Genomic DNA, 22,196 nt, shown 5'->3' on the forward strand with positions numbered 1-22,196 from the left:
TAGCAACCAGGACGCAAAAAAAGAAGAGACATCATCCATCGCCTCTTCTTTTTCCATAGCACCGCTATGTTCGTTGTTTTATTCTTCGAAATAGTTGCCTGGTACTACAGTGATATTTTTCGTTTTTGTATCCACATCTTTGACGTAAAGTAGCGACGTGTAGTCATTGATTGCGCGATGTCCGTTGAATTTTGACTCCGCAAACACAGTGATACCGACAAGCTCAGATTCAAATTCTTCAATCAAGCTCTTCATTCCGTTCACTGTTCCGCCGCCTTTCATAAAGTCATCGACGACAAGCACGCGAGAACCACGTTTCAAACTTCTTTTTGATAGTTCCATTTTTTCGATCCGTTCAGATGAACCTGAAACATAGTTCACACTCACTGTAGAACCTTCTGTAATCTTAGAGTCACGACGAACGATGACAAACGGTGCGTTCAAGTAATAGGAAACGGCTTGAGCGATTGGCACCCCTTTTGTGGCTACAGTCATTACAGCATCGATTTTTTCTCCTAAATATTTTGAGGCAATGATTTTCCCTACTTGACGTAATAGCTCAGGTTCTCCTAATAGATCAGATAAGTAAACATAGCCTCCAGGGAGTAAACGGTCTTGTTCAGACAAGCGCTCAGCTAGCGATTCAACATATTTCTTTGCTTCTTCGTAGGAAATCTCCGGAATGAATAGAACACCTCCGGCTGCACCAGGGATTGTTTCAAGCGTTCCGTAACCTCTTTCTTTAAATGTTTTTTTGATGATTCCCAAATCTTCACTGATCGAAGATTTAGCAGATTCATAACGTTCGGCAAAGCTTGTTAATGAAATCAATTCATGCGGATGATCTAATAAATACTGTGTCATATCGACAAGACGCTCACTGCGACGTACTTTCAAAAATTCCAACTCCTTTTTCCAACAAATTTTATCGTGTTTCATTATATAAGTTTTTTCGGGAAAATTCGAGCATTTTATCCAAAATTAAGAAAATAGTTCGGTATTTATAAAAAAACAGGTAACTATTTAAGACATTTGTTTGTCTAAAATAACTACCTGTTTTAAAAATAGTGGTCTATTTTTTCCTTCTAATTCCTAATAAAATACGTTTACTCAAGTTGACTAATAAGAATAAAAAGATAAATACTAATGTGATAGTTGCCCCTGGCGGTGTATCCAAGTAGAACGAACTAGTTAACCCAGAAAGCATACCAATAAAACCAACGATGATACTGATCAATATAACAATATTGAAGCTTTTCCCTAAACGCATCCCGATTGCTGCTGGTAAAACCATAATAGCAGAAATCAGCAACGCGCCTGCTATCGGGATCATGACAGCGATTGCTACCCCAGTAATGATATTGAACATCATTGACATCCAACGAACTGGCAGCCCATCGACATGAGCGGTGTCTTCATCAAAGGTTAACACGTACATCGGACGTTTGAATAAGAAAAACAAAAGACCGATTACTGCAAACAAAATACCTAGGAATAGAACTTGTGGCCAAGTGATCGTCACAATCGATCCAAATAAATAAGATTGGATGCTCGTGGCAGAATTACCCCCACTCAAATTCATCAAAACTAATGCAAGCGCAAGTCCTCCTGCCATTAAGATCGCAATGGAAATCTCTGAATACGTACGATACATCGAACGTAGGTATTCTAAAATGATTGCAGCGATAACGACTACCACCATTGTGGTCATCGTTGGATTGAGATTGAGGAAAAATCCTAAGGCTACCCCTGCTAAAGAAACATGAGACAGTGTATCTGCCATCAACGATTGCCGACGTATCACTAAGAATACTCCTAACATTGGTGCGATTCCTGCAATAAAGATCGCAGCAAGAAATGCCCGCCTCATGAATTCATATGAAAGCAACGCCATTGAGAATCCTCCTTTCTCACTAAACGGATTTGTCGATCCGCATATTGTTTGATGTCTTCGTGATCATGAGTGATCATCAATACAGCTTTCCCATGGTCGTGTGCGCTATGGCGCAACAAACGATAAAATTCATTTCGTGATTCTTCATCCATTCCAGTAGTTGGTTCATCAAGTACAAATAAATCTGGATCAGTCGCAAAAATACGTGCTAAACTGATTCGTTGCTTTTGACCACCAGACAGCTCACCGATCCGACGATGACGCATATCCCACATACCAACAGATTCTAAGGCACGCTTGACATGCTCATGGTCTTTTTCGCTTAACCGTTTGAACCAACGACCTCTCGGATATCTGCCAGAACGTACTAATTCTAAGACTGTACTAGGAAAACCCGCATTAAAGGAAGAAACTTGTTGGGGAATGTACCCGATACTTAATTTGTCTCCGTCCTGATTTTTTCCTGCAATTTTGATGGTCCCTTTAGAGGGTTTCAATAACCCCAAAGAAGCTTTGATCAATGTAGATTTTGCCGCCCCGTTTTCACCAGTCAAAATCACAAATTCACCGGCATCTACATGATAAGAAACACCTTCTAACACAGGTTCTTCATCATAATAGAAAGTAAGATCAGCTATTTCTATATAACGCACATAGAGGACTCCCTTCCTTTACTTTATGCTTTCTTTTAATGCCTCTAGGTTTTTCTCCATGGTAGAAATGTAGGTTTCACCCGCTTTGATTTGTTCATTCGTCAAACTCTCAAGAGGATTAAGTACTTCAAGTTTTACACCTGTTTCCTTTGATAATGTCTCTGCTACTTTAGATGACGCATTTTCTTCAAAATAGATAACTTCGATTTTATTTTGATCGACAAAATCTTTCAATTCAGCCAATCGACTAGGCGTCGGCTCTTGATCCGGTGAAACTCCTGAGATGGCTACTTGTTTTAGGTCGTAGCGATTTGCTAAATAAGCAAAGGCAGCATGTTGCGTCACAAATGTTCGATTGGTTGCACCTTTTAATGCTTCTGTATAGTTCTGATCCAATGCTTCTAATTTTTTGATATAAGCTGCGGCATTTTGGTCAAATGTATCTTTCTTATCTGGATATTTCTTGCCGAGCTCTGTAGCAATCGTCTGTACTTCTTGGATCGCTAATGTTGGATCTAACCAAACATGAGGGTCATAGGCATGATCATGCTGATGTCCTTCTGATTCTTCGTGCTCTTCTTCATGCTCTTCTTCATGCTCTTCTTGTGACTCTAGACGTTCAATTCCCTTAGCGGCTTCGATCATCAACGTTCGATCGGTATCGACCGTATCTTTCAATGAGTCAACAAAAAATTCCATATCTGAGCTGTTATAAACAAAAACATCTGCATCCGCAATGGTTGCACTTTGTTTGGCACTTGGCTCAAAATCATGGGGTTCCGTTCCTGCGGGGATCAATAATTCGACCTTCCCAGTATCACCAACGACTTCTTTCGTAAATTCATACATCGGGTAAAACGTTGCGACAACGTTCAACTCATCTTGTGCCGATTCTTGGGTTGTCTGTCCACACGCTGTAAATAGGAAAGCTCCTATTGCTAAAGATGCGGCTAATAAATATTTCTTCATATATGCTCCTTTCAAAACAAATCGTAATATTACGATTTATCAACGAGGATTAATGTACCAAATAAAAAAAAAACAGTCAATAGTTTAACCTGATTTTCTGATTTAAATGCAAACTTACCATGTAAATCGGAAAACAAATGAATTGCCCGTCATATCAACAACGAACGTAATTGTTTTCTTTCAACTTTGGTCAAAAAGTGGCTGTTCCACACTATTATTTTATGTCCCGAGAACAATGAACGAATGGTTGAGATTGATAACAAAAAAGAAGGTAACGATCCTTCATCTTCTAAAACGAAATCAGCGGGAAAGATGTCTGGAATATTAGTCCTCTCACATCTCCTAAAACTGAATAAACGGCAGAAACAGAAGTAACCTCTTCGAAAATAAGGCGCCATCCACAAAAATTTAAAAAACAATTTTCGTGGATGGCGCCTTATTTCTCGAGGCTAAACACTTCTATTCCGACCTCTTTTACCGCTTATTTTTCGAATCTGACTGCTTCCGTCATGACATCGTGTCTCTTTCATACGTTTATAGCGTTCTGACAAGATAAACTTCCTCACAAAAACCTTTTAATCCGTTGTAGACGCGTTGTGCTCTGGAATAGTGTTGACAAAGGGCAAAAACAGTTGGTCCACTACCGCTCATCAGGGCCGCGTCTGCACCATATTTGATCATTCGCTCTTTAATTTGATGAATGACCGGATGGCGTTTTCCTGTCACATCTTCAAGACTATTCCCCATTTTCGTCAACATTTTTTGATAATCTTGTTGTCGAAGCGCATCAGCCAACCCAGGAATATCTTGATGTTGGATTTTTTGCGTATCGATTTCTCGAAAAACAGTTCGTGTCGAAACACTCATTTTAGGTTTTACCAAGATAATCCAGCAAGAGGGCATCGCTGGCAACAATTGGACGATTTCTCCCTTTCCGCCTACGTAAGCTGTTTGGCCATAAACACAGTAAGGAACATCTGTCCCCACTTCCAAGCCGATCTCTGCTAGTTCTTCTAAGCTACAGCCTAACTCCCATAACCGATTGATCCCTCGCAACGCGGCAGCACAATCTGTACTTCCACCACCTAGGCCAGCAGCGACAGGAATATTTTTTTTCACAACGATTTTTACGCCTTTTTTGATTTGATATTTCTTTTTCAACAACAAAGCTGCTTGATACACATTGTTACGCTGATCTACCGGTAAAAATGCTTTATTCGTTTCAACAATGATCCGATCTTCCGATAGCTCTTCAAAGAACAAGTGATCAGCTAAATCTACACTTGACATCACCATTTTCAACTCATGATACCCATCTGGTCTTTTATATAACACATCCAACCCTAAGTTTATCTTCGCTGGTGCTTTTTCAATCAATTCCATCCTCTCACCCATTCGAAAAGTCTAAGTCGAAAGTATTCTATCATAGGGGAAAATAAAAGTATAGCTTCCACCAACATGCGTAAACACTTTCCTCACAGCTTTACAATCATTTTTACAATTCTGTCAGAACTTCTTCTGCTAGACTTGTTCCTTTTTCTTTCCCTTTGCCAATCAATAAGAAAAGCTGCCATGTGGCTAAAGTAAAACTACTTCCTTTCATATATGCAAAATAACGGCCTTCCCAATGAGTAACATACCTTTGTTTTTCTTCGTAAGCTAATTGGAATGAGTAAAAGAAATTCCCGTAATTAAAGATGATCCTCATCACTTTTTCTTGTAAGAACGAGAAATCAGTTTCTCCGACATTTGCAAGTGGAGCCAGTCCCAGATTTGCTTCTGCATACCCATTTTTGCGATAGACATCCAATAGATTTGCAAGTAAGTAATCACCTAGACTATTCGGCTGGTTCGGCAGATACCGCAATAAATCATACCCCGCTTGGCGGTCATTGATTGGTTGAGATGTAATAAACCCAACGATTTTCTGCTCTTTCCGAACAATACCAATACCACTCATCAAGAGATAATCTTTCTCAAAATAACCAACAGAGAAATGCTTCTCACGAGAACCATCCAACCATTTTTGAGAAACTTCTTGGATCGGTTCGAGCAACTCTTCAGGTAATTGGTCATACCAAGTAAAATGGTAGCCCTCATTCGTCAAACGTTGTAATTCGATCTGCTTTGTGCGCCAGTGTAGCGCATCTGAAGAAAGATCAGTAATTGCTGCTTCGCCAACTTTTGCAAAGTGAAAACCCGCTTCGTGAAGCATGACGACATAACTTTCGGATACTTTATAAAAAGCTAATTCATAGCCAAAACAATCGGCTTTTTTCAAAAACTCATGCGTAGCTGTACGTATCTTCGTTGGATCACCAATCGGATCACCAAGAACAAAACATTTATTCCCTTTGATTTGGTAACCAAACACTACTTTATCTTGACCATTTTCCTGATAATAAAAATAAGTATATCCAGGTAAGTGCAGATAATGACTAGCTGCCGTTCCACCATAGGCGGTCAAAAGGCGATTTAAACGCATTTGATCCAGAGGTTCACCAAACCCTGTCTCTGAAGCTAAATATTGGTACAATGCAACTAACGCAAGTAATGAGATCCCTAAACCAATCAGTCCTGAAAACCAAACATCCTCAGATGGAAAGAGAATAAAGCGATTCGCAGTTAAATCACCTACCCAAAAACTTCCACGGTGATAGCCTGCGATTGCATAAACAATAAATAAAAAGCCAAACAAACACGCATCAAATATGATTGCTCCCCAAGAATAGACGAACTTTTCACGATAAAACTCTTTTCGGGATAACCACACCGCTAATAAAATCAAAAGGTATACAACAATCAATTCCCATGATAAGGTTCGCATCACAGTGTTGATGATGCCAAAAGCGAGTAAAGCAATCGTAGGAATAAATGCTTTTTTGACTTTCATCGCTAAAGCTCTAGCTAGTCCTAACAATAAGAACCCAACCAGCAGATTCAATGACTGATCTAAAAAATCAAACGAAAAGGGTAAGAGTATTTGAAACAACCGACTGACAGTCGAAAGATTCGTGATCGTTGAAAGTAAGACCATCATGATTCCCGCAAAATAAACGGCACACACTAACACCAAATGAGCAATTTTTTGAAAAAATAGTCGGGGAATATTATCTAAAAACCGATTGATTTTGACACCTGTGTGTGTCAAAAATAAAACGATCCCTGAAAGAAATGGTAGAACATAATAGAACAAACGATAATAAAGTAACCAAACAAGTGCAACATCTTGCCGCACGCCAAGTTGACTCATTCCTAAGATCATCAGCACATCAAATGTTCCTACACCACCTGGCACCATCGTCAACATCCCAATCAATGTGGCAATGATAAACATAGGGTACAAGGACCATACAGAAATATCTACAGCCATCAAGCGCCCAATCAACAAGAAAACCACTAAGGCACCGGTCCATTGTCCAAAGGAAGCCAGCAACAAGCCCAGTAAGCCTTTAGGATAAAATTCTACAAATAGCGTTTTACGTTTCAAATAGGCAAACAAAAAGATAAGCGGTGCCAAAAAGCTACCACCAAATAACCAAATCCAATAACTGCGAAATACACTATCTGTTTGAAGAAAGAAGACATTGATGAATGTCACTAATGACCAAATAGAAAGACCCGTCAATAGAAACAAAGCAACCTTAGAGACTGTTGCCAACACCATTTTCCGATTCGTGTGCTTGCCATAAAAACTGGCGCGCAAGCTTGCTCCGACAATCCCTCCGAATCCTGCCAAGTTATTGATCGTATTCGTGATCCATGCAGATAACAAAAAGTCTTTACGACTCATTTTGGGCTTGCCTTGTTTTTCCAATACTCGAATCGTTACCCAATCATAAAGTAACATCGGCATCACACCAATCAAACCTGCTAATATCATCCATGCTAACGTGACATGACTTTGTTGTTCCATCGTGTGCCAGACATCTTGCCAACTCATCCCATGGGCAATGTTTGCGACTTGATTCGCCACAAAAACAAGGATCGATCCAAAGAAAATCAGCTTCAAAATCAACTGATGTGCTTTCACCCACTGGATCATTATCTGTAATTTATTTTTCACCGGCACCCTTCCTCACCTGTAGACTTTCTAAACATATACACTCATGTTATCTTATTTACATTGATTTTTCCACTTTGGGCATTAGGTTGTGAAAAAGCCGTGAAGCTCCAAGTAGTAAGACAGAACGTGGGAAAATAGCTCCTCATATTTTTTCACGTTTTGACTTACTATTGAAGGAGCTGGCTTTTTAATCGCTTTTATTCCCCCAGAAAAATCCGCCATTCACTAGCTTCACACTCACTGTCCTCCCCTTATGTATACTCTCCTTGACTTCTTCAAAATCAGTTCGTCTCTCGACTTGCAGGTTATGAGAAAAAAAGCTATGCTAAAAACCAAAGGAGAGGATTACATGAAAATCGGATTTATCGGTACAGGAAATATGGCACAAGCAATTATTCATGGTATCTTAGCAAATAATCTAGTGGCTAAAGAAGATATTTTTGTTTCAAGCGGTCATTATGAAAATGCCCAACGCTTTGCTGGTAAAGTTGGGGTCAATGCTTGTCAAACCAATCAAGAGATTGCTGAAAAAGCAGAAATCGTTGTTTTGGCAGTGAAACCAAAAATCATCGAACAGGTGTTAAATGAATTACGCGACCATCGTAAACAACAGTTGTTTATCTCAATTGCTTCAGGAAAATCGCTTGCAACACTAGAACAAGCACTGGATCCAGAAGCTGCTATCATTCGTGTGATGCCCAATGTCAACGTGAGTGTTGGCGCGGGTGTTTCTGCAATCTGCAAAAACCAAGCAGCAACAAATGAACAGTTGACACAAGCGACACAAATCTTTGAAGCGATTGGTAGTGTCTACCCTTTAGCAGAAGATGATTTCAGTACATTTATCGGATTGGCTGGAAGCTCCCCTGCTTTTATTTATATGTTGATCGATGCAATGGGACGTGCAGGTGTTTTACATGGACTACCTAAAAAAACAGCAACAGAAATTGCCGCTAAAGCGATTTTAGGTTCCTGCCAAAAGTTCCTAGCAAGCGATGAAAATCCTTGGGAATTAGTTGATCAAGTATCTTCTCCAGGCGGAACGACAGTTGCCGGTGTCGTCGCATTAGAAGAAGCTGGGTTTATCCCTGCAATCATCACAGGGATCACGAAAACAATCGAAAAAGATAAAGAAATGTTGTAAACGAAGAAGCGATGCAAGGATAGACTGAAAAAAATAAAATTTAATATTGTTAAAACAAAACAAGCCGAAGAATCCTAAAACGCCTGTGCCTACTTCTGGATTCTTCGGCTTGTTTATATTGAACAATTGCTATTATTTCTTGTTTCGCTGTGTAAACAAAATTACCCCATATAAAATTAGTATTCCTACAAGTATTAATATAGCGTACAAAAAACGTGTAATCTCAAATTTTTCAACCCCAAATGAGCTTACTATTTTAGGTGGTAAGTAAAAACACAAGAAGAGAAGAACCACATATTGGATTTTTCTTATCCTAGTTTCATTCTTAAACGGTTTAACGGATAAAAATGGAACGCCAAAAACATAGCCTAAACCACTGGTTGATATTAGTATGGATTTATTTCCTTTCAATAAAAACTCAACCAAGCCGATAAAGACTAATACAAGTAAAAATATAACTAGTAATTTAACGATGTATTTCTTCATAAGGTTAGTCACATCGTTCGATGCTGCGTTCCATGATATACCGTCCATGAGTCATTCCATACTTCTCGAACATATAATCCAATCCAACCATTACCACTAGTGTCTAAAGCCGATGCAATGGCTGCTCCACTAGATAGACCATATGCCCCCATATACTCAAGTAAAAATTCTGCTGCAATTGTTGCAATACCAAATACACCAGCTGTAAAAGTAATTAAAGACGCAATCCCTATATTTACTAGCGACCCAAATATATTTTTCCCTACAGCTAAATTCGTATAATTCCATGAGGTATATTTCAGCCTTAGTAGATTATTTGAGAGATCATCTAACCCATTTTTTTCACTATTTTCGACTATCAATGGGTATTTTTCAGTTATTTGTCTATATTCACCATCATTATTTTTTTCTTTTTTCTCGACAATCACTTCACTACCTGTTCTTGTTACAGCCATTGTTTCTAATGTTTGTAAATTAGTAACCTCTGCGGCCAATACATTATTGTTTCTATCTAGCAACTGAATAATATGCTCATTGTTTTCATCGAATTGATTAATCTTAGCAGTATTCTTATAAGTGATAACCGCATCATTAAATAAATCCGTTTGATAAGATTTAGCCTCTGTCGTTGTTTTTTCTTGATACTCCGAGGCAAATACTGACTCATTAACTCCTAAAACCGAAAATACTATAACACTAGCTAACGTACTGATTGTGACAGATAAGGTAATGATTTTAGATTTAATCATTTATACTCCTCCAACAATATTTTGTGAGAAATCTCTCTAAATATTAAACCACATATTTAAAGCCCTACATTAAATAATTTATGTTTTTTTATTATTGACACAACAAACGCAATAAAATACTGATAAAAAAACACTAAATCACTTGCTTACACCAGAAAAATAACTATAAAATAGTTATTTTAAAATTAAATAATAACAATAATATATAAAAATCCTTATAAATTCACTTTTTTCTGTTACCTTAGAACTGAATAAACGCCGAGAACATCCGTAACCTCTTCGAGAATAAGACCGCACATTTTTATGCTTACTGTCTTAGTAATCGAAGAGGTTGTTCTTCATATTTTAGCTGATACTTACAGTAGTAAAATTATACTTTATCTCTATGCTATTTTTTTTGGCTAGTGTCCTTTACTGTTCGTTTTACAGACTAACCTGTTTTCCCTTCACGATAGACTGCTGGTAAGTGATTGTCGCGTTGGTCTCTTTACTAACCTTTTTGCCATGACTTATGATCTTTGCAGAATCTACCGCTCCATCTCTTGTTTGAGCAGGTACTTCTGTCGACATTTTGGTACTGCTTGTTTCTTTTCTAAACGTTTAGCTTGTTCAATCACTAAAAAAACACCTGTTTGCATCGTCGTTGCACCACTAAACAGCTTACTATCTCCTAATCCTTCTTCTTTTATCTCTCTTTTGACGCGGGGGTTATCGTGGAACTCATTTTTATCCTCACCCCCTCTCATGATCCTTGCAAAATTCGCTACTTCATCTCTTATTTGAGTAGATCTTGTCGGCGTCATTTCAGACAATTCTTGCTTTTTTTCTAAATCTTTGGTTTGTTCTAAAACAAAGAAATTAACTGTTTGCATCATTGCTAACACAGTGAATAGCTTGCCATCTCCCATTTCCTCTGCCTTTGTTTTTCTTTTGACACACGGTTGGTTATAGAACCTATTTTGATTGGCAAAATCTCTTATAATCGTTGCAAGCAATTGAGCATCCGTCAATTTGAACTTAGTAAATAATAAAGGGTCTGTTTGAAATGCTTTGATGACAGTTTTTTTAGATGACTGAGGGGCATTTTGCTTTTTTGCTACCGCTGTAACAAATTGATCAAAATTAAGAGGTTCAAAATACTCTGCGTAGCGTGCAAGAAAATCATCTTTCACATGTTTGACCACTAGGCAAAAATCCAATAGACGTTAGCCCATATTTAACAACATCATATGTTCCTAAAACAATGTGTGTAGTTTCATGCGTAATCGTAATCTCTGGGGGTGCTGCCATTTGGATTCCTGATAAAATTTATGGTCTTCTATGGAAAGCATCCGCTACAATAATGATGCGACACTCAGCATCTTCTTTCAATACAAAGGCATAGGCTTTCGGATCATCATTACTAATGGAATAATAGGCATGTGTCTTCTCATCTAGCACAAAATCAGTCGAAACGACTCAAATATTTTCAAATCCCCAGTCTGCTGTTCGACGCAAACATTGTTCGCCTTTTGTTGCGATCGAAAGAAGTCGCTCGACTGATTCCTTTAAAATCTTCTCTTATTGAAAAGAAGGTGGTATATCAAGGAATTTTCTTAAGTATTGACCTTCGACTGTTTCTGCGATTTTATCTACTTTTAATAATTCTAAACACACATCTTTGACTAAAGTCAATAAAAAAAATGACCCAACAGACTAATCTAATCTGTTGGGTCATCCTATATTTTAACTATTTTTTATTTCGCATAATCGGTTGCACGAGTCTCTCGGATCACGATTACTTTGATGTGTCCTGGGTAATCCAGATCATCTTCGATGCGTTTACGGATATCGCGTACTAAGCGTACCGCGTCTAAATCAGAGATTTCTTCTGGTTTGACCATGACGCGTACTTCACGTCCGGCTTGGACAGCAAAACTTGATTCAACACCGGCAAAGCTGTTTGAGATCGTTTCTAGGCTTCTCAAACGACGGATATAGTTTTCCAATGATTCGCTTCTTGCACCTGGGCGAGCTGCTGATAATGCGTCTGCAGCGGCAACTAGGACGGAAATAACAGAAGTCGCTTCGACATCGCCATGGTGAGAGGCGATCGCATTGATCACAACTGGATTCTCTTTGTATTTCGCTGCTAGTTCTGCACCGATCTCAACATGTGAGCCTTCAATTTCATGGTCTAATGCTTTCCCGATATCATGCAGCAATCCCGCACGTTTCGCCAATTGGATATCTTCGCCTAACTCCGCTGCTAAGATTCCTGATAATTTCGCTACTTCGACCGAGTGTTTCAACACGTTTTGGCCATAACTTGTTCGGAAATGTAGACGACCCATGATCTTGATCAAATCTGGATGAAGCGTATGTGCGCCGACTTCAAAGGCTGCTTCTTCTCCATATTCTCGAATCCGTTCGTCCATTTCTTTGCGTGATTTTTCAACCATTTCTTCAATACGCGCTGGATGGATCCGTCCATCTTGAATCAGTTTTTCTAATGTCATTCGTGCGATTTCTCGACGAATTGGATCAAATCCTGAAAGAACGACTGCTTCTGGTGTATCATCAATGATCAAATCGATCCCTGTAAGGGTCTCAAGGGTCCGAATGTTTCGTCCTTCACGTCCGATGATACGACCTTTCATTTCGTCATTTGGCAATGTCACGACAGACACTGTCGTTTCAGAAACTTGATCTGCTGCACAACGTTGGATAGCCAATGAGAGCAAGTTCTTCGCTTTGCGATCTGCTTCTTCTTTTGCACGTTGTTCTGATTCTTTTACCATCAAGGTCAGTTCATGATTCAACTCTTCTTCGGTTGATTTCATGATTACTTCTCTTGCATCTTCTTTCGATAAACCAGCAATTTTTTCTAATTCTTTTTGTTGATCTTCAATCAATCTTTCAACGTCTTTTTCTCGCTCTTCAATTAATTGCTGTTTTGAACTAAGTGCCTCTTCTTTACTTTCAAGTGAGTTTTCTCGTTTTTCTAACGAGTCATCTTTACGATCTAACGTTTGTTCGCGTTGGATCAATCGATTTTCTTGAGATTTTAGCTCTAATTTACTTTCTCTCAGCTCACTTTCAACTTCAGAACGATATTTCTGATTTTCTTCCTTAGCTTCCAACAATGCTTCTTTTTTTAGAGTTTCTGCTTCTTTTTTTGCACCTTCAAGAATACTTGCAGCTGATGTTTTTGCACCAGCAATTTCTTTCTCATGACGTGACTTCGCAACCATAAACCCTAAACCAAGACCGACAATTAAACCGATGATAGCGAGGAGAATGTTGAGTCCCATTAAATCCACCTCCATACTATCTTTTCCATTTTTATCATCTACCAATTTCTATGATAAATTATTCTAAACTATAAATATGCTGTTGCATATGTGCATAAAAACCTGCACAAGTTTATTCTAATGTTTGTTTCCAGTAGTGTCAACTTTAAATACGAAAAGAAACGGCTTCCTCGTTTTTCAAAAAAGGGAGGTTTTGAGCGAGTGATGACTTATTTTTTTGTGCTTATTCTAGAGAAAAATAAAAAAACATCCGGTAGTTATTAGACTACCGGATATCCGCTTATTTCTTTATTCATCTAGTGGTAATTCTTCTTGTGCTTCTTCTGGTACATCAACTGGTTCACCGATGCCATAAGCTGCACGCACTAATGTAGATACTTCAGCCATCATCTCTGGATGATTTGACATATAGATTTTCGCGTTTTCACGACCTTGACCAATGCGATCTTCTTTGTAAGAATACCATGCACCACTCTTGTCAACGATATCTTTTTCAACTGCCATATCCAATAGCTCGCCTTCTTGAGAGATACCTAAGCCATACATGACATCGACTTCAGCGATTTTGAATGGTGGCGCTACTTTATTTTTTACGACTTTGATCTTTGTACGGTTACCGACAATGTCCGTTCCTTGTTTCAATTGTTCAGCACGACGTACTTCCAAACGGATCGTTGCATAGAACTTCAGCGCACGTCCTCCTGGTGTGATTTCTGGATTACCGAACATCACGCCAACTTTTTCACGAATTTGGTTGATGAAAATCGCGATCGTTTTTGTTTTGTTGATCGATCCTGACAGTTTACGTAAGGCTTGAGACATCAAACGAGCTTGTAACCCTACGTGTGAGTCACCCATCTCACCGTCGATCTCTGCACGTGGTACTAAAGCTGCTACTGAGTCGATAACGACAATATCTACTGCACCACTTGATACTAAAGCATCAGCGATTTCTAATCCTTGTTCTCCTGTATCCGGTTGAGAAAGGAGTAATTCATCGATATTTACCCCTAATTTTTGGGCATATTGTGGATCTAAGGCATGTTCCGCATCAATAAAGGCGGCAGTCCCACCATTTTTTTGGACTTCTGCGATTGCATGAAGTGCAACCGTTGTTTTACCTGAACTTTCTGGACCGTAGACTTCAATGATCCGTCCACGAGGATAGCCACCTATCCCTAAAGCAACATCTAGTGCAAGAGAACCACTTGGAATTGTCGAGATTTGTTGGTCGATTTTTTCGCCCAGTTTCATGATCGAACCTTTCCCATAGTTCTTTTCAATTTTTTTCAATGCAGCATCTAAGGCTGCTTTACGATCATCTGCCAATACGATAATCCTCCTTATTTTTACGACTCAAAGTAACATTTCATTACGTTTATAATATCTTTTTTATTTATAAAAAGCAAGCGAAAACCGAACAAATATTCGCATTTATTTTTTTCTTAATAGTTGCTTTCTTAGCAGATCAAATCCTTGCATAATCGCGCTATTTCTGATTGCCGAACGGTCTCTTGTGAAGTGACATTCTTTTGTTTCTACGCCTTCTTTTGATGCAACGGCAAGCCAAACTGTACCCGCAGGATGTCCTTCTAATGTGTCGGGTCCCGCTACGCCAGTAAACGCTACGGCATAATCTGTACCAACGAGTTGGCGTGCTCGAATCGCCATTTGTTCGGCGCATTCTTTACTGACTGTGCCAAACTGCTCTAACAGGTCTGGATCGATGCCTAAGAGCTTTGCTTTGGTCTCTGCTGAATAAGTCACAAAACCACCAGAAAAGACTTGAGAGACGCCAGGAATCGCTCCTAGTGCGGATTGAAAGCCTCCGGCTGTCAAACTCTCAACTGCTGTGACTGTCTTCCCCTGTTCTTTCAGTAGATCCACGACGGCTTGTGGCAACGAATAGTCATCCCCATAGCCATAAAAATATTCACCGACACGGGCTTGGATTTTTTCTTCTAGTGCGTGCAACGCTTGATTCCCTGCATGGATGTCTGACGTTTTGACGGTCAATCTCAGTGTGACTTCATTTGGTTTGGCATAAGGAGCAATCGTGGGATTGATTTGTGTAGCAATCAAGTCTTTTAGATCGGTTACTAATTGTGATTCACCAATGCCATAGAAGCGCAACACTTTTGAGATCAGTTTTTCTTCTGAAGGGAATTGTTGTTCTAACAAGGGGCGTACTTGTTCTACAAACATCGGCTTCAACTCACTCGGTGGCCCAGGAAGTAAAAGATAGGCATTGCTTTTCGTTTGATAAAACGTGCCTAACGCTAAGCCAGTTCGATTAGGTAATGGTGTGCCACCTTCAATGATTTGGGACTGTTGTAAATTGTTATCCGTCATTTTTCTTTTTGTCGTTTCGAAAAATGCCAACAGTTTCTTGTAACCTTCTGTATTTTGGATCAGTTTTCTATCAAGGTGTTTTGCAACAACTTCTTTTGTTAAATCATCTTCTGTTGGTCCTAATCCACCACATAAAATGATTAGTTCACTTCTTGATTCAGCTAACTGGAGTAACTCCTCCAAACGAGTCGGATTATCCCCGACAACTGTGTGATAATAGACATCGATTCCTAGATCTGCTAACTGTTCTGATAAAAATGTCGCATTCGTATTCACGACTTGTCCAAGTAATAATTCTGTTCCTACTGCTATGATTTCAGATTTCATATTTGATCGCTTCCTTTAGTTGAGGTTGCTTTTGCAACATCTCTATTTATCTGTAAATCAGTCTTTGTTCGACTAATTATCTCTACCAAATAGTATACGCTATTTGCTGATAGAATCATTTCTCCTTGCTCAATTTATTCTTGTGATTGCGTCTATGTCAAAAAAATAAAAATCAGACCGGAAATGACCGATCTGATTGCAAGGTTCACTAAGTGACTCTATGATTTTACATGGATCCTTTGAATACGCCACGATTCTTGATAAAGTAATCGACACCTGAATAGATGGTAAAAATCAGACAAGCGTATAACATGATTTGATCAAGGGGTACATTGATCAAGTTGAATGGGATATTATTGATGAATAATAAAATGATCGCAATCATTTGAGTAGCTGTTTTTACTTTTCCAGGCCAAGCAGCTGCCATGACTTCCCCGTCCTCGACAAGCAATAATCGTAACCCTGTTACAGCCAACTCACGACAAACGATGATCGCAATCACCCATGCTGGCGCTTTTCCTTGACCTACCAACATGATAAAAGCTGTCATAACTAACATTTTGTCTGCTAATGGATCAGCAAATTTTCCGAAGTTCGTCACTAATCCTCTGGAGCGAGCAATTTTCCCATCTAGCCAATCCGTCACACTTGCTAAAGCAAAAATGATGGCACCTACTAGCTGAGTGATCGCTAATGACGTTGTTCCTACCGTTAATTGCCCCCAATCTAACGGAAGGCCGACGACTAAAATAAACACTGGAATCATACAGATTCTAAGTACAGTTAATTGATTTGGTAAATTCACAAGAACGACTCCTTTCTTTCCTATTTTACGTCAGTCCAGCAAAAGTTTCCACCAATAGTCTCTCAATTGCTAAACAAATCTTTCACTACATTATAACCTACTATCTAAACAAGAAAAGAGAGCCCAACACGAGATTCCGGCTCTCTTTTACACGGTTGATGTTTAAACTAGTTATTCTGCATACTGCAAGGAAAGCGAAATATTCTTCAGACTCGTATTATTTGGGCCTGCGTTGATAGGCAGTTCTTCACCATTTAATTTGACCGTTGCATTACTCGCTGCTCCAAGTGTGATCATTGCATTTGTCGTATTTTCTGGAAGTTCTGTTGTTTTTGTATCATTGGCAACCAAGGTTTCTTGATAGTGATAGTCAAACGTATTGTTCAATTGGACACCAATCCAGACACGTTCACTTGCTGTAAATTCCAATGTGATCGGTTTTTTCGCATCTTTTACCTCGATTGAAAGCGCACTTCCTGTGTCTTGTCCCGGTGTGATGATCATTTTTTTCTCTTCTTCTGTTGATTTTGTTGTCGATTCCACGGTCGATTCAACCGTTGATTCACTTGACTCCGGTTCTTCTTCCGTGATCGAACCATCGACAGATACCGTTGAAGCTGTTCCACCAATGATCGGCTCCGATTGACGGTCTTGCCATGACATATATGCCACTACTGTGATAATTGCTACAGCGACTAATCCTAATAAAATCACTGGCAGACTTGTCCAGAATTTTGTTAGATTCTTTTCTTCTTCGTGCATGGCTTTTCTTGAACCACTCACTGTTTCTGGTTCTGGTCGTTTTTTGATGATCTCATCTGCGAAAGATTTTTTCCCATCAAAAACATCCACTAAATAATCACCATCTTCACCAACAGCTTCTGCATATTGACGAATAAATGCACGAACATAAAATTTACCTGGCAATTGATCAAATTCGTTTTGATCGATCGATTCCAAGTAACGTTTTTGGATCTTCGTCATTTGTTGTAATTCATCTAATGATATTTTTTTGTTTAAACGGGCTTGCCGTAATTTTTCCCCGATGGTTTCAAAAGCCACTCGTTCATCTTCTCCAGTCTGTGTATTCTAGTCAGAAGGTGCTTTCTCTACTGAGGATCGACCATTTTTTCTGACTGCTTCTCATTGAATTTTTGCTTTATTCATGCTCAATGTATAGTGTTCCCTCTATATTGATCAATCTTGCACTCAATCTACTTAAGAATACCACAAAGCGAACTTACTTTGGACAACATTTCATCTGTTTTAAAGTGAAATTTAAAACTTTCTTTTATTCTTACAAAAAGCATGACGAAACAGCGAGTATGTCCAATAAATTCAGAGTTTTTTTACTGTTTCACTTTTTTGGCTGCATATAAAATTCACTAAATACATCAGCATTGATAAAAGAGCGTCCTACTTGAAGAAGATCCGTCATCTGGATTGATTCAATGATTTCTGGCAAATCAAACAATGTTTGGTCACCAAATAGACTTTGTGTAAATTGATTGGCGATGTATTCGATGGAGTTCAATGATTGGAAATACTGCCCTAACATTTTCTTTTTCAATAAGTTCAAGTTTTCTTCTGTGATTCCTTCGTCATGTTCAAAGTTCAATAGAATCTCTTTTATTTTTTTTACTGCTAGTTTTGGTTGGTCCGAATCGCCACTGAAGTCAGCAAAATGAAATTCACGATCTAAACTAAACTCAAAGCCAAAACTATCATCAATAATTCCTTCGTTGTAAAGGGCTAAATAGTTTTGTGCAGTTGGGCCTAAAAGTAATTGTAGTAACAAACGAATCGCTGTTTTATATCTGAGCAATTCTCTCCCATTTTCAGGTAACACATCGATTCCTTTGATCCCTAACACAAATTTTTCTCGTGTGATCGCTGCTTCTAAGGTACTTATCGGCAGAACATCTGCTTGATTTTCGGGAAAGAATCGTTCGATTTTTTGAGCGGGTGGAAATTCTTTGGTAGCTTGATTGTGGCGAATTTGCTCCATCAACTGTTCTGGTTCCAAATTACCAACTACAAATAACACCATATTGCTTGGTTGATAAAAGGTGCGATAGCAAGTATATAGATCCTCTGCTGTGATGTCAGCAATACTTTCCACCGTTCCTGCAATATCGATGTGTAATGGATGATTGGGGTATAGATTGTTTAAGATACCAAAGAATAACCGCCAATTCGGATCGTCTTCATACATCTGGATTTCTTGACCAATGATCCCTTTTTCTTTGTTGACTGTTTCTTCAGTAAAATAAGGTGCTTGAACAAAATCAAGTAAGGTCAAAAGATTCTTTTCTACCTGATCTGTCGTTGAAAACAAATAGCTGGTTTTTGTAAAGCTCGTGAACGCATTCGCTGATGCTCCTTGTTGACCGAACAACTGGAACACATCGCCTTCTTCTTTTTCAAATAACTTATGTTCCAAGAAATGCGCGATCCCATCAGGAACTTTCACTTTTTCCGTTGCATCATAGGGAATAAATTCATTGTCGATCGACCCATAGTTCGTACTGAATAAACCGTATGTTTTGTGATAATCGTTTTTTGGTAACAAGTAAACCGTCAAACCATTCGGTAAGACTTCGTGATACAGTGTTTCATTGATTTGACTGTACTCTGCTTTATGCATTCTCTTCACCTCCAGCTAAAAAGAAAATTGCTTGTAATTCGATTTGGTTTGCCACTTCTTGAATATCTTCGATCGTTACACGTTCCATGCGAGCCAGCCATTCCTCGTCCGATAGTTCAGTATCAGGAAGCCAGTGTGCTAAATAAGCGGATTCGATTGCAGCTTGTGGCGAATCCAAAGACAACAAATAGTGATTACGTAACATTGCCTTGGTTTGTTCAAGCTCCAATTTAGTGACTTCGCCATTTTGTAAACTTGCCAGTTGTTGATGGATCAAGTGCAAGACTTGATTACGATTTTTGGTCTCAATGCCTGTTTGTACAGTCAATAACCCACGAAAAGTATCAACGTTGCTAGACGCATAATAAGCTAAGCTTTCTTTTTCACGTACATTCATGAAAAGTTTGGAGTGAGGGAAGCCTCCGAATAAGCCATTAAAGACCATCAATGAAAAACGTTCTGGCTGATCGTAATAAACATTGGTTTGATAGGCTAGGTTCAGTTTGGCTTGCACCACTGGTTCTTGGATTTGTCGTTCCTTGATCACGTTGTTTTGTGTTTGTTGATAAAAGATTTCTGGTCGTACCACTTTTCGCTCAGTGAAAGGAAGCTCTTTTAACGCTTCGATTGCCATTGTTTCTTCGATATCACCCACTACAAAAATATCCACTTGGTCTTCTTTGATCATACGTGCATAATATTCTGCTAAGGCACTTGATGTGATATTTTCGAGTTCTTCAACGGACCCCATACTTGGGATTTTTTGTGCATCTGACTGTTCAAAATATAATTCTTGTAATGCTAATGAAGCCATTGTTTGCTTATCTTCATTTAAGCTTTCCAAATATTGCTTTAAGTTATTTTTCTCTAAATCAAATGTTGCTTGATCAAATGTTTGATTTTTGATGTTAGGGAAGAATAATACCTCTTTTAAAAAGGAAACGGCATTCGTCAAAATCGTGCTGTCATTGACATACGCACCATTGACGAAACTGATTCCCGCATTCATCCAATGTAGATTGCCTTTTTTCCGAACAGAAAAACCGAAACCAGCTCCATACAAATCAGCTAATTTTGCACTTAATTGTGTCTGATCCGGATAGTTCAAGCTATTCGTCTCTAATAAACTACTCAGTAATGAACGTTTGGTGACGATGTCTTTTTCTAAGGCTGTGGTGAACCGTACAAAAATACGGATCGTTTTAAATTGTTTGGTTGGTAGCACATGAAGGTTGACACCTTCTGTCAATTGATAGGCCATAAATAACTACTCCTTTTTGTCATGATCCTTGGATCTCTTAGCGATGATCGTTGTTGTTTCAACGACATAAAAGTTCTCTTTTTTTGTCCAATTTTTTTAAAAGTCACTTTCTAGTATAGCATACAAGTGATTGAACGAACGTGTGGGGATATTATTAAGCGTGTTGTTTTTACATTTTTTTATTCTTCGATATACTAGGATTAACAAGAAAGGAGAAAAACAATGATCAAAGAATTTAAAGAATTTATCATGCGAGGCGATGTGCTAGATCTAGCTGTCGGTGTAGTGATCGGTAGTGCTTTTACGGGCATTGTGAATCAAATCGTTCAAGGTCTGATTACTCCCTTAATTGGTTGGGTCGTTGCAATGATCACAGGTACCTCTGATTTGGATGGTGCATTGTCTGTTCTTGATTGGTCACCTGCGAAAGGGGTCACCTTTTCTTTTGGGAATGTTATTAGTGCAATTATTACATTTGTCATTACTGGTTTTGTTCTATTCCTAGTGGTCAAAGCAGCCAATCATGCGAAAAACTTACGTCCAAAAGAAGAAGAAGTGGTGGAAGACAAACCCACTGCGGAAGATTATCTTAGTGATATTCGCGATCTATTGGCACAACAAACAGCTGAAAATAATGCACGCCCCACTGCCCAAGCAACTTCTGAGAGCACGGATCCTAAAGCGTGAGATAAAAAAAACAGAAGGAAATCCTTCTGTTTTTTTTATGCTTGTTTTCTCATGTCTAAGTGGGGGATTCCATCTTCTAAATATACTTCTGAGATTGCCTGAAAACCAAAGGATTCATAAAATGATTGTAGATATTCTTGTGCCCCGATCACGATCGGACGTCCAGGTGCATTGGCTTCGATCGCCGCTAATGTTTGTGCCACGATTTTTTGTCCTAACCCTGACTTGCGATGCGCCTGATTGACCAAGACTCGTCCAAAATGAACTGTGTCTTCTTCTGCATAAATACGTGTATATGCCAAAATCGTACCATCTTCATCTTTAAAATAAGTATGCCATGCGATTTCATCGATCTCATCGACTTCTTGGTAAGGACAATTTTGTTCAACAACAAATACGGCGATTCGCTCTTTCACGATTGCATAAAATTCTGCTGTTGTTAGTTCTGCAAATTTTTTTACATAATGCTTCATCATCAGGACCTCCGTTCTTTCTTGCTAATAGCATAACGAGTTAGATACAAAAAAGCAAACGAACCTCATATATAATCTAGGTCCGCTTGCTTTTTAAACTGCTTCAGTTAAAAATTCGATCTCAACTGTTCGAGTAAGTACATCTGAATAACTGTAAGATACTCGTTCAAATGAATTTTCTTCAGGATCTAAGTCTACGACAAATACTGAAGGATAGGTTTCTGTTAAAACGCCTCGGCGTTCCGTTTGACGCTTTCTTCCGGTCTGTGCAACCAACATGATTTGGCTGCCGATACGACCTTCTAAATCTTTTTTGATTGTAGCTAAAGTTAGTGGCATACAATTCACCTCAATTACTATCATACCATATATAGTAAAATTTTTCAAGTT

The 22,196-nt window shown here is 38.8% G+C and carries 20 protein-coding genes; 2 read left to right on the forward strand and 18 right to left on the reverse strand.

Features of this window, described 5'->3' with window-relative positions; genetic code table 11:
- Positions 1-78 precede the first annotated feature (78 nt).
- The 6 genes from purR to mprF all read right to left on the reverse strand — a co-directional run bounded on the left by purR (position 79) and on the right by mprF (position 7,582).
- A complete protein-coding gene (gene purR, locus IGK01_RS13160; RefSeq protein ID WP_010734088.1) occupies positions 79-897 on the reverse strand; it encodes a pur operon repressor in 819 nt (272 codons plus the stop codon).
- A 175-nt stretch (positions 898-1,072) separates the two neighbouring features.
- Positions 1,073-1,894: a metal ABC transporter permease gene (locus tag IGK01_RS13165; RefSeq protein WP_019722358.1), complete on the reverse strand. Its 822-nt coding sequence runs from the start codon at positions 1,892-1,894 to the stop codon at positions 1,073-1,075.
- Positions 1,867-2,547: a metal ABC transporter ATP-binding protein gene (locus tag IGK01_RS13170; RefSeq protein WP_010734086.1), complete on the reverse strand. Its 681-nt coding sequence runs from the start codon at positions 2,545-2,547 to the stop codon at positions 1,867-1,869. Before IGK01_RS13170 ends, IGK01_RS13165 begins: the two co-directional genes overlap by 28 nt.
- Positions 2,548-2,565: 18 nt before the next feature.
- Entirely contained in the window at positions 2,566-3,516 is a 951-nt protein-coding gene (locus tag IGK01_RS13175) for a metal ABC transporter substrate-binding protein (protein ID WP_226077026.1), read from the reverse strand.
- Positions 3,517-4,050: 534 nt separating this feature from the next.
- Positions 4,051-4,899, reverse strand: coding sequence for a 4-(cytidine 5'-diphospho)-2-C-methyl-D-erythritol kinase (ispE, locus tag IGK01_RS13180; RefSeq protein WP_438840815.1), 849 nt, complete (start codon positions 4,897-4,899; stop codon positions 4,051-4,053).
- Between the two features lie 112 nt (positions 4,900-5,011).
- Positions 5,012-7,582: a bifunctional lysylphosphatidylglycerol flippase/synthetase MprF gene (gene mprF, locus IGK01_RS13185; protein ID WP_010734083.1), complete on the reverse strand. Its 2,571-nt coding sequence runs from the start codon at positions 7,580-7,582 to the stop codon at positions 5,012-5,014.
- Between the two features lie 349 nt (positions 7,583-7,931).
- On the opposite strand from mprF, the gene proC reads away from it, so the two are divergent.
- The gene (gene proC / locus IGK01_RS13190) at positions 7,932-8,726 is read left to right on the forward strand and encodes a pyrroline-5-carboxylate reductase (protein ID WP_010734082.1); all 795 of its coding nucleotides are present in this window, start codon (positions 7,932-7,934) and stop codon (positions 8,724-8,726) included.
- Positions 8,727-8,858: 132 nt separating this feature from the next.
- Here proC and IGK01_RS13195 read toward each other — a convergent pair whose 3' ends face one another.
- The 10 genes from IGK01_RS13195 to yfmF all read right to left on the reverse strand — a co-directional run bounded on the left by IGK01_RS13195 (position 8,859) and on the right by yfmF (position 20,646).
- Positions 8,859-9,212 carry a hypothetical protein gene (locus IGK01_RS13195; RefSeq protein WP_034691573.1) on the reverse strand — a complete coding sequence of 118 codons (354 nt, stop codon included), beginning with the start codon at positions 9,210-9,212 and terminating at the stop codon, positions 8,859-8,861.
- A gap of 8 nt (positions 9,213-9,220) precedes the next feature.
- Positions 9,221-9,961, reverse strand: a complete 741-nt coding sequence (locus tag IGK01_RS13200; RefSeq protein WP_010734080.1) for a hypothetical protein — start codon at positions 9,959-9,961, stop codon at positions 9,221-9,223.
- Between the two features lie 527 nt (positions 9,962-10,488).
- Entirely contained in the window at positions 10,489-11,145 is a 657-nt protein-coding gene (locus IGK01_RS13205) for a hypothetical protein (protein WP_438840816.1), read from the reverse strand.
- Between the two features lie 552 nt (positions 11,146-11,697).
- Entirely contained in the window at positions 11,698-13,254 is a 1,557-nt protein-coding gene (gene rny, locus IGK01_RS13210; RefSeq protein ID WP_010734077.1) for a ribonuclease Y, read from the reverse strand.
- A gap of 288 nt (positions 13,255-13,542) precedes the next feature.
- Positions 13,543-14,583 (reverse strand): recombinase RecA, encoded by a 1,041-nt coding sequence (gene recA, locus IGK01_RS13215; protein ID WP_010734076.1) that lies wholly within the window; start codon positions 14,581-14,583, stop codon positions 13,543-13,545.
- Between the two features lie 105 nt (positions 14,584-14,688).
- Positions 14,689-15,933 carry a competence/damage-inducible protein A gene (locus tag IGK01_RS13220; protein WP_023520517.1) on the reverse strand — a complete coding sequence of 415 codons (1,245 nt, stop codon included), beginning with the start codon at positions 15,931-15,933 and terminating at the stop codon, positions 14,689-14,691.
- Between the two features lie 226 nt (positions 15,934-16,159).
- Positions 16,160-16,738, reverse strand: a complete 579-nt coding sequence (gene pgsA / locus IGK01_RS13225; RefSeq protein ID WP_019723896.1) for a CDP-diacylglycerol--glycerol-3-phosphate 3-phosphatidyltransferase — start codon at positions 16,736-16,738, stop codon at positions 16,160-16,162.
- Between the two features lie 171 nt (positions 16,739-16,909).
- Entirely contained in the window at positions 16,910-17,800 is an 891-nt protein-coding gene (locus tag IGK01_RS13230) for a helix-turn-helix domain-containing protein (protein ID WP_438840817.1), read from the reverse strand.
- Between the two features lie 295 nt (positions 17,801-18,095).
- On the reverse strand, positions 18,096-19,385 hold the full coding sequence (gene yfmH / locus IGK01_RS13235) for an EF-P 5-aminopentanol modification-associated protein YfmH (RefSeq protein WP_023520520.1): 1,290 nt from the start codon (positions 19,383-19,385) through the stop codon (positions 18,096-18,098).
- Positions 19,378-20,646 carry an EF-P 5-aminopentanol modification-associated protein YfmF gene (gene yfmF / locus IGK01_RS13240; protein ID WP_023520521.1) on the reverse strand — a complete coding sequence of 423 codons (1,269 nt, stop codon included), beginning with the start codon at positions 20,644-20,646 and terminating at the stop codon, positions 19,378-19,380. The genes yfmH and yfmF overlap by 8 nt, the downstream gene beginning before the upstream one ends.
- Positions 20,647-20,868: 222 nt before the next feature.
- Between yfmF and mscL the strand changes: the two genes are divergently transcribed.
- Positions 20,869-21,333 (forward strand): large conductance mechanosensitive channel protein MscL, encoded by a 465-nt coding sequence (gene mscL / locus IGK01_RS13245; RefSeq protein WP_010734070.1) that lies wholly within the window; start codon positions 20,869-20,871, stop codon positions 21,331-21,333.
- Positions 21,334-21,368: 35 nt separating this feature from the next.
- Here mscL and IGK01_RS13250 read toward each other — a convergent pair whose 3' ends face one another.
- Positions 21,369-21,806: a GNAT family N-acetyltransferase gene (locus IGK01_RS13250; protein WP_023520523.1), complete on the reverse strand. Its 438-nt coding sequence runs from the start codon at positions 21,804-21,806 to the stop codon at positions 21,369-21,371.
- Positions 21,807-21,899: 93 nt separating this feature from the next.
- Positions 21,900-22,145, reverse strand: coding sequence for a Veg family protein (locus IGK01_RS13255; RefSeq protein ID WP_010734068.1), 246 nt, complete (start codon positions 22,143-22,145; stop codon positions 21,900-21,902).
- Positions 22,146-22,196 lie beyond the last annotated feature (51 nt).

It is taken from the genome of Enterococcus sp. AZ080 (assembly GCF_051714945.1).
GTDB lineage: Bacteria > Bacillota > Bacilli > Lactobacillales > Enterococcaceae > Enterococcus_B > Enterococcus_B pernyi.

What these genes read in the sequence shown, in the direction of transcription:
- ispE (WP_438840815.1), bottom strand. Translation starts at nt 4,899, where the DNA reads ATGGAATTGATTGAAAAAGCACCAGCGAAGATAAACTTAGGGTTGGAT.
- rny (WP_010734077.1), bottom strand. Translation starts at nt 13,254, where the DNA reads ATGGGACTCAACATTCTCCTCGCTATCATCGGTTTAATTGTCGGTCTT.
- IGK01_RS13165 (WP_019722358.1), bottom strand. Translation starts at nt 1,894, where the DNA reads ATGGCGTTGCTTTCATATGAATTCATGAGGCGGGCATTTCTTGCTGCG.
- yfmF (WP_023520521.1), bottom strand. Translation starts at nt 20,646, where the DNA reads ATGGCCTATCAATTGACAGAAGGTGTCAACCTTCATGTGCTACCAACC.
- IGK01_RS13220 (WP_023520517.1), bottom strand. Translation starts at nt 15,933, where the DNA reads ATGAAATCTGAAATCATAGCAGTAGGAACAGAATTATTACTTGGACAA.
- IGK01_RS13195 (WP_034691573.1), bottom strand. Translation starts at nt 9,212, where the DNA reads ATGAAGAAATACATCGTTAAATTACTAGTTATATTTTTACTTGTATTA.
- IGK01_RS13255 (WP_010734068.1), bottom strand. Translation starts at nt 22,145, where the DNA reads ATGCCACTAACTTTAGCTACAATCAAAAAAGATTTAGAAGGTCGTATC.
- IGK01_RS13250 (WP_023520523.1), bottom strand. Translation starts at nt 21,806, where the DNA reads ATGAAGCATTATGTAAAAAAATTTGCAGAACTAACAACAGCAGAATTT.
- IGK01_RS13200 (WP_010734080.1), bottom strand. Translation starts at nt 9,961, where the DNA reads ATGATTAAATCTAAAATCATTACCTTATCTGTCACAATCAGTACGTTA.
- mscL (WP_010734070.1), top strand. Translation starts at nt 20,869, where the DNA reads ATGATCAAAGAATTTAAAGAATTTATCATGCGAGGCGATGTGCTAGAT.
- IGK01_RS13175 (WP_226077026.1), bottom strand. Translation starts at nt 3,516, where the DNA reads ATGAAGAAATATTTATTAGCCGCATCTTTAGCAATAGGAGCTTTCCTA.
- proC (WP_010734082.1), top strand. Translation starts at nt 7,932, where the DNA reads ATGAAAATCGGATTTATCGGTACAGGAAATATGGCACAAGCAATTATT.
- yfmH (WP_023520520.1), bottom strand. Translation starts at nt 19,385, where the DNA reads ATGCATAAAGCAGAGTACAGTCAAATCAATGAAACACTGTATCACGAA.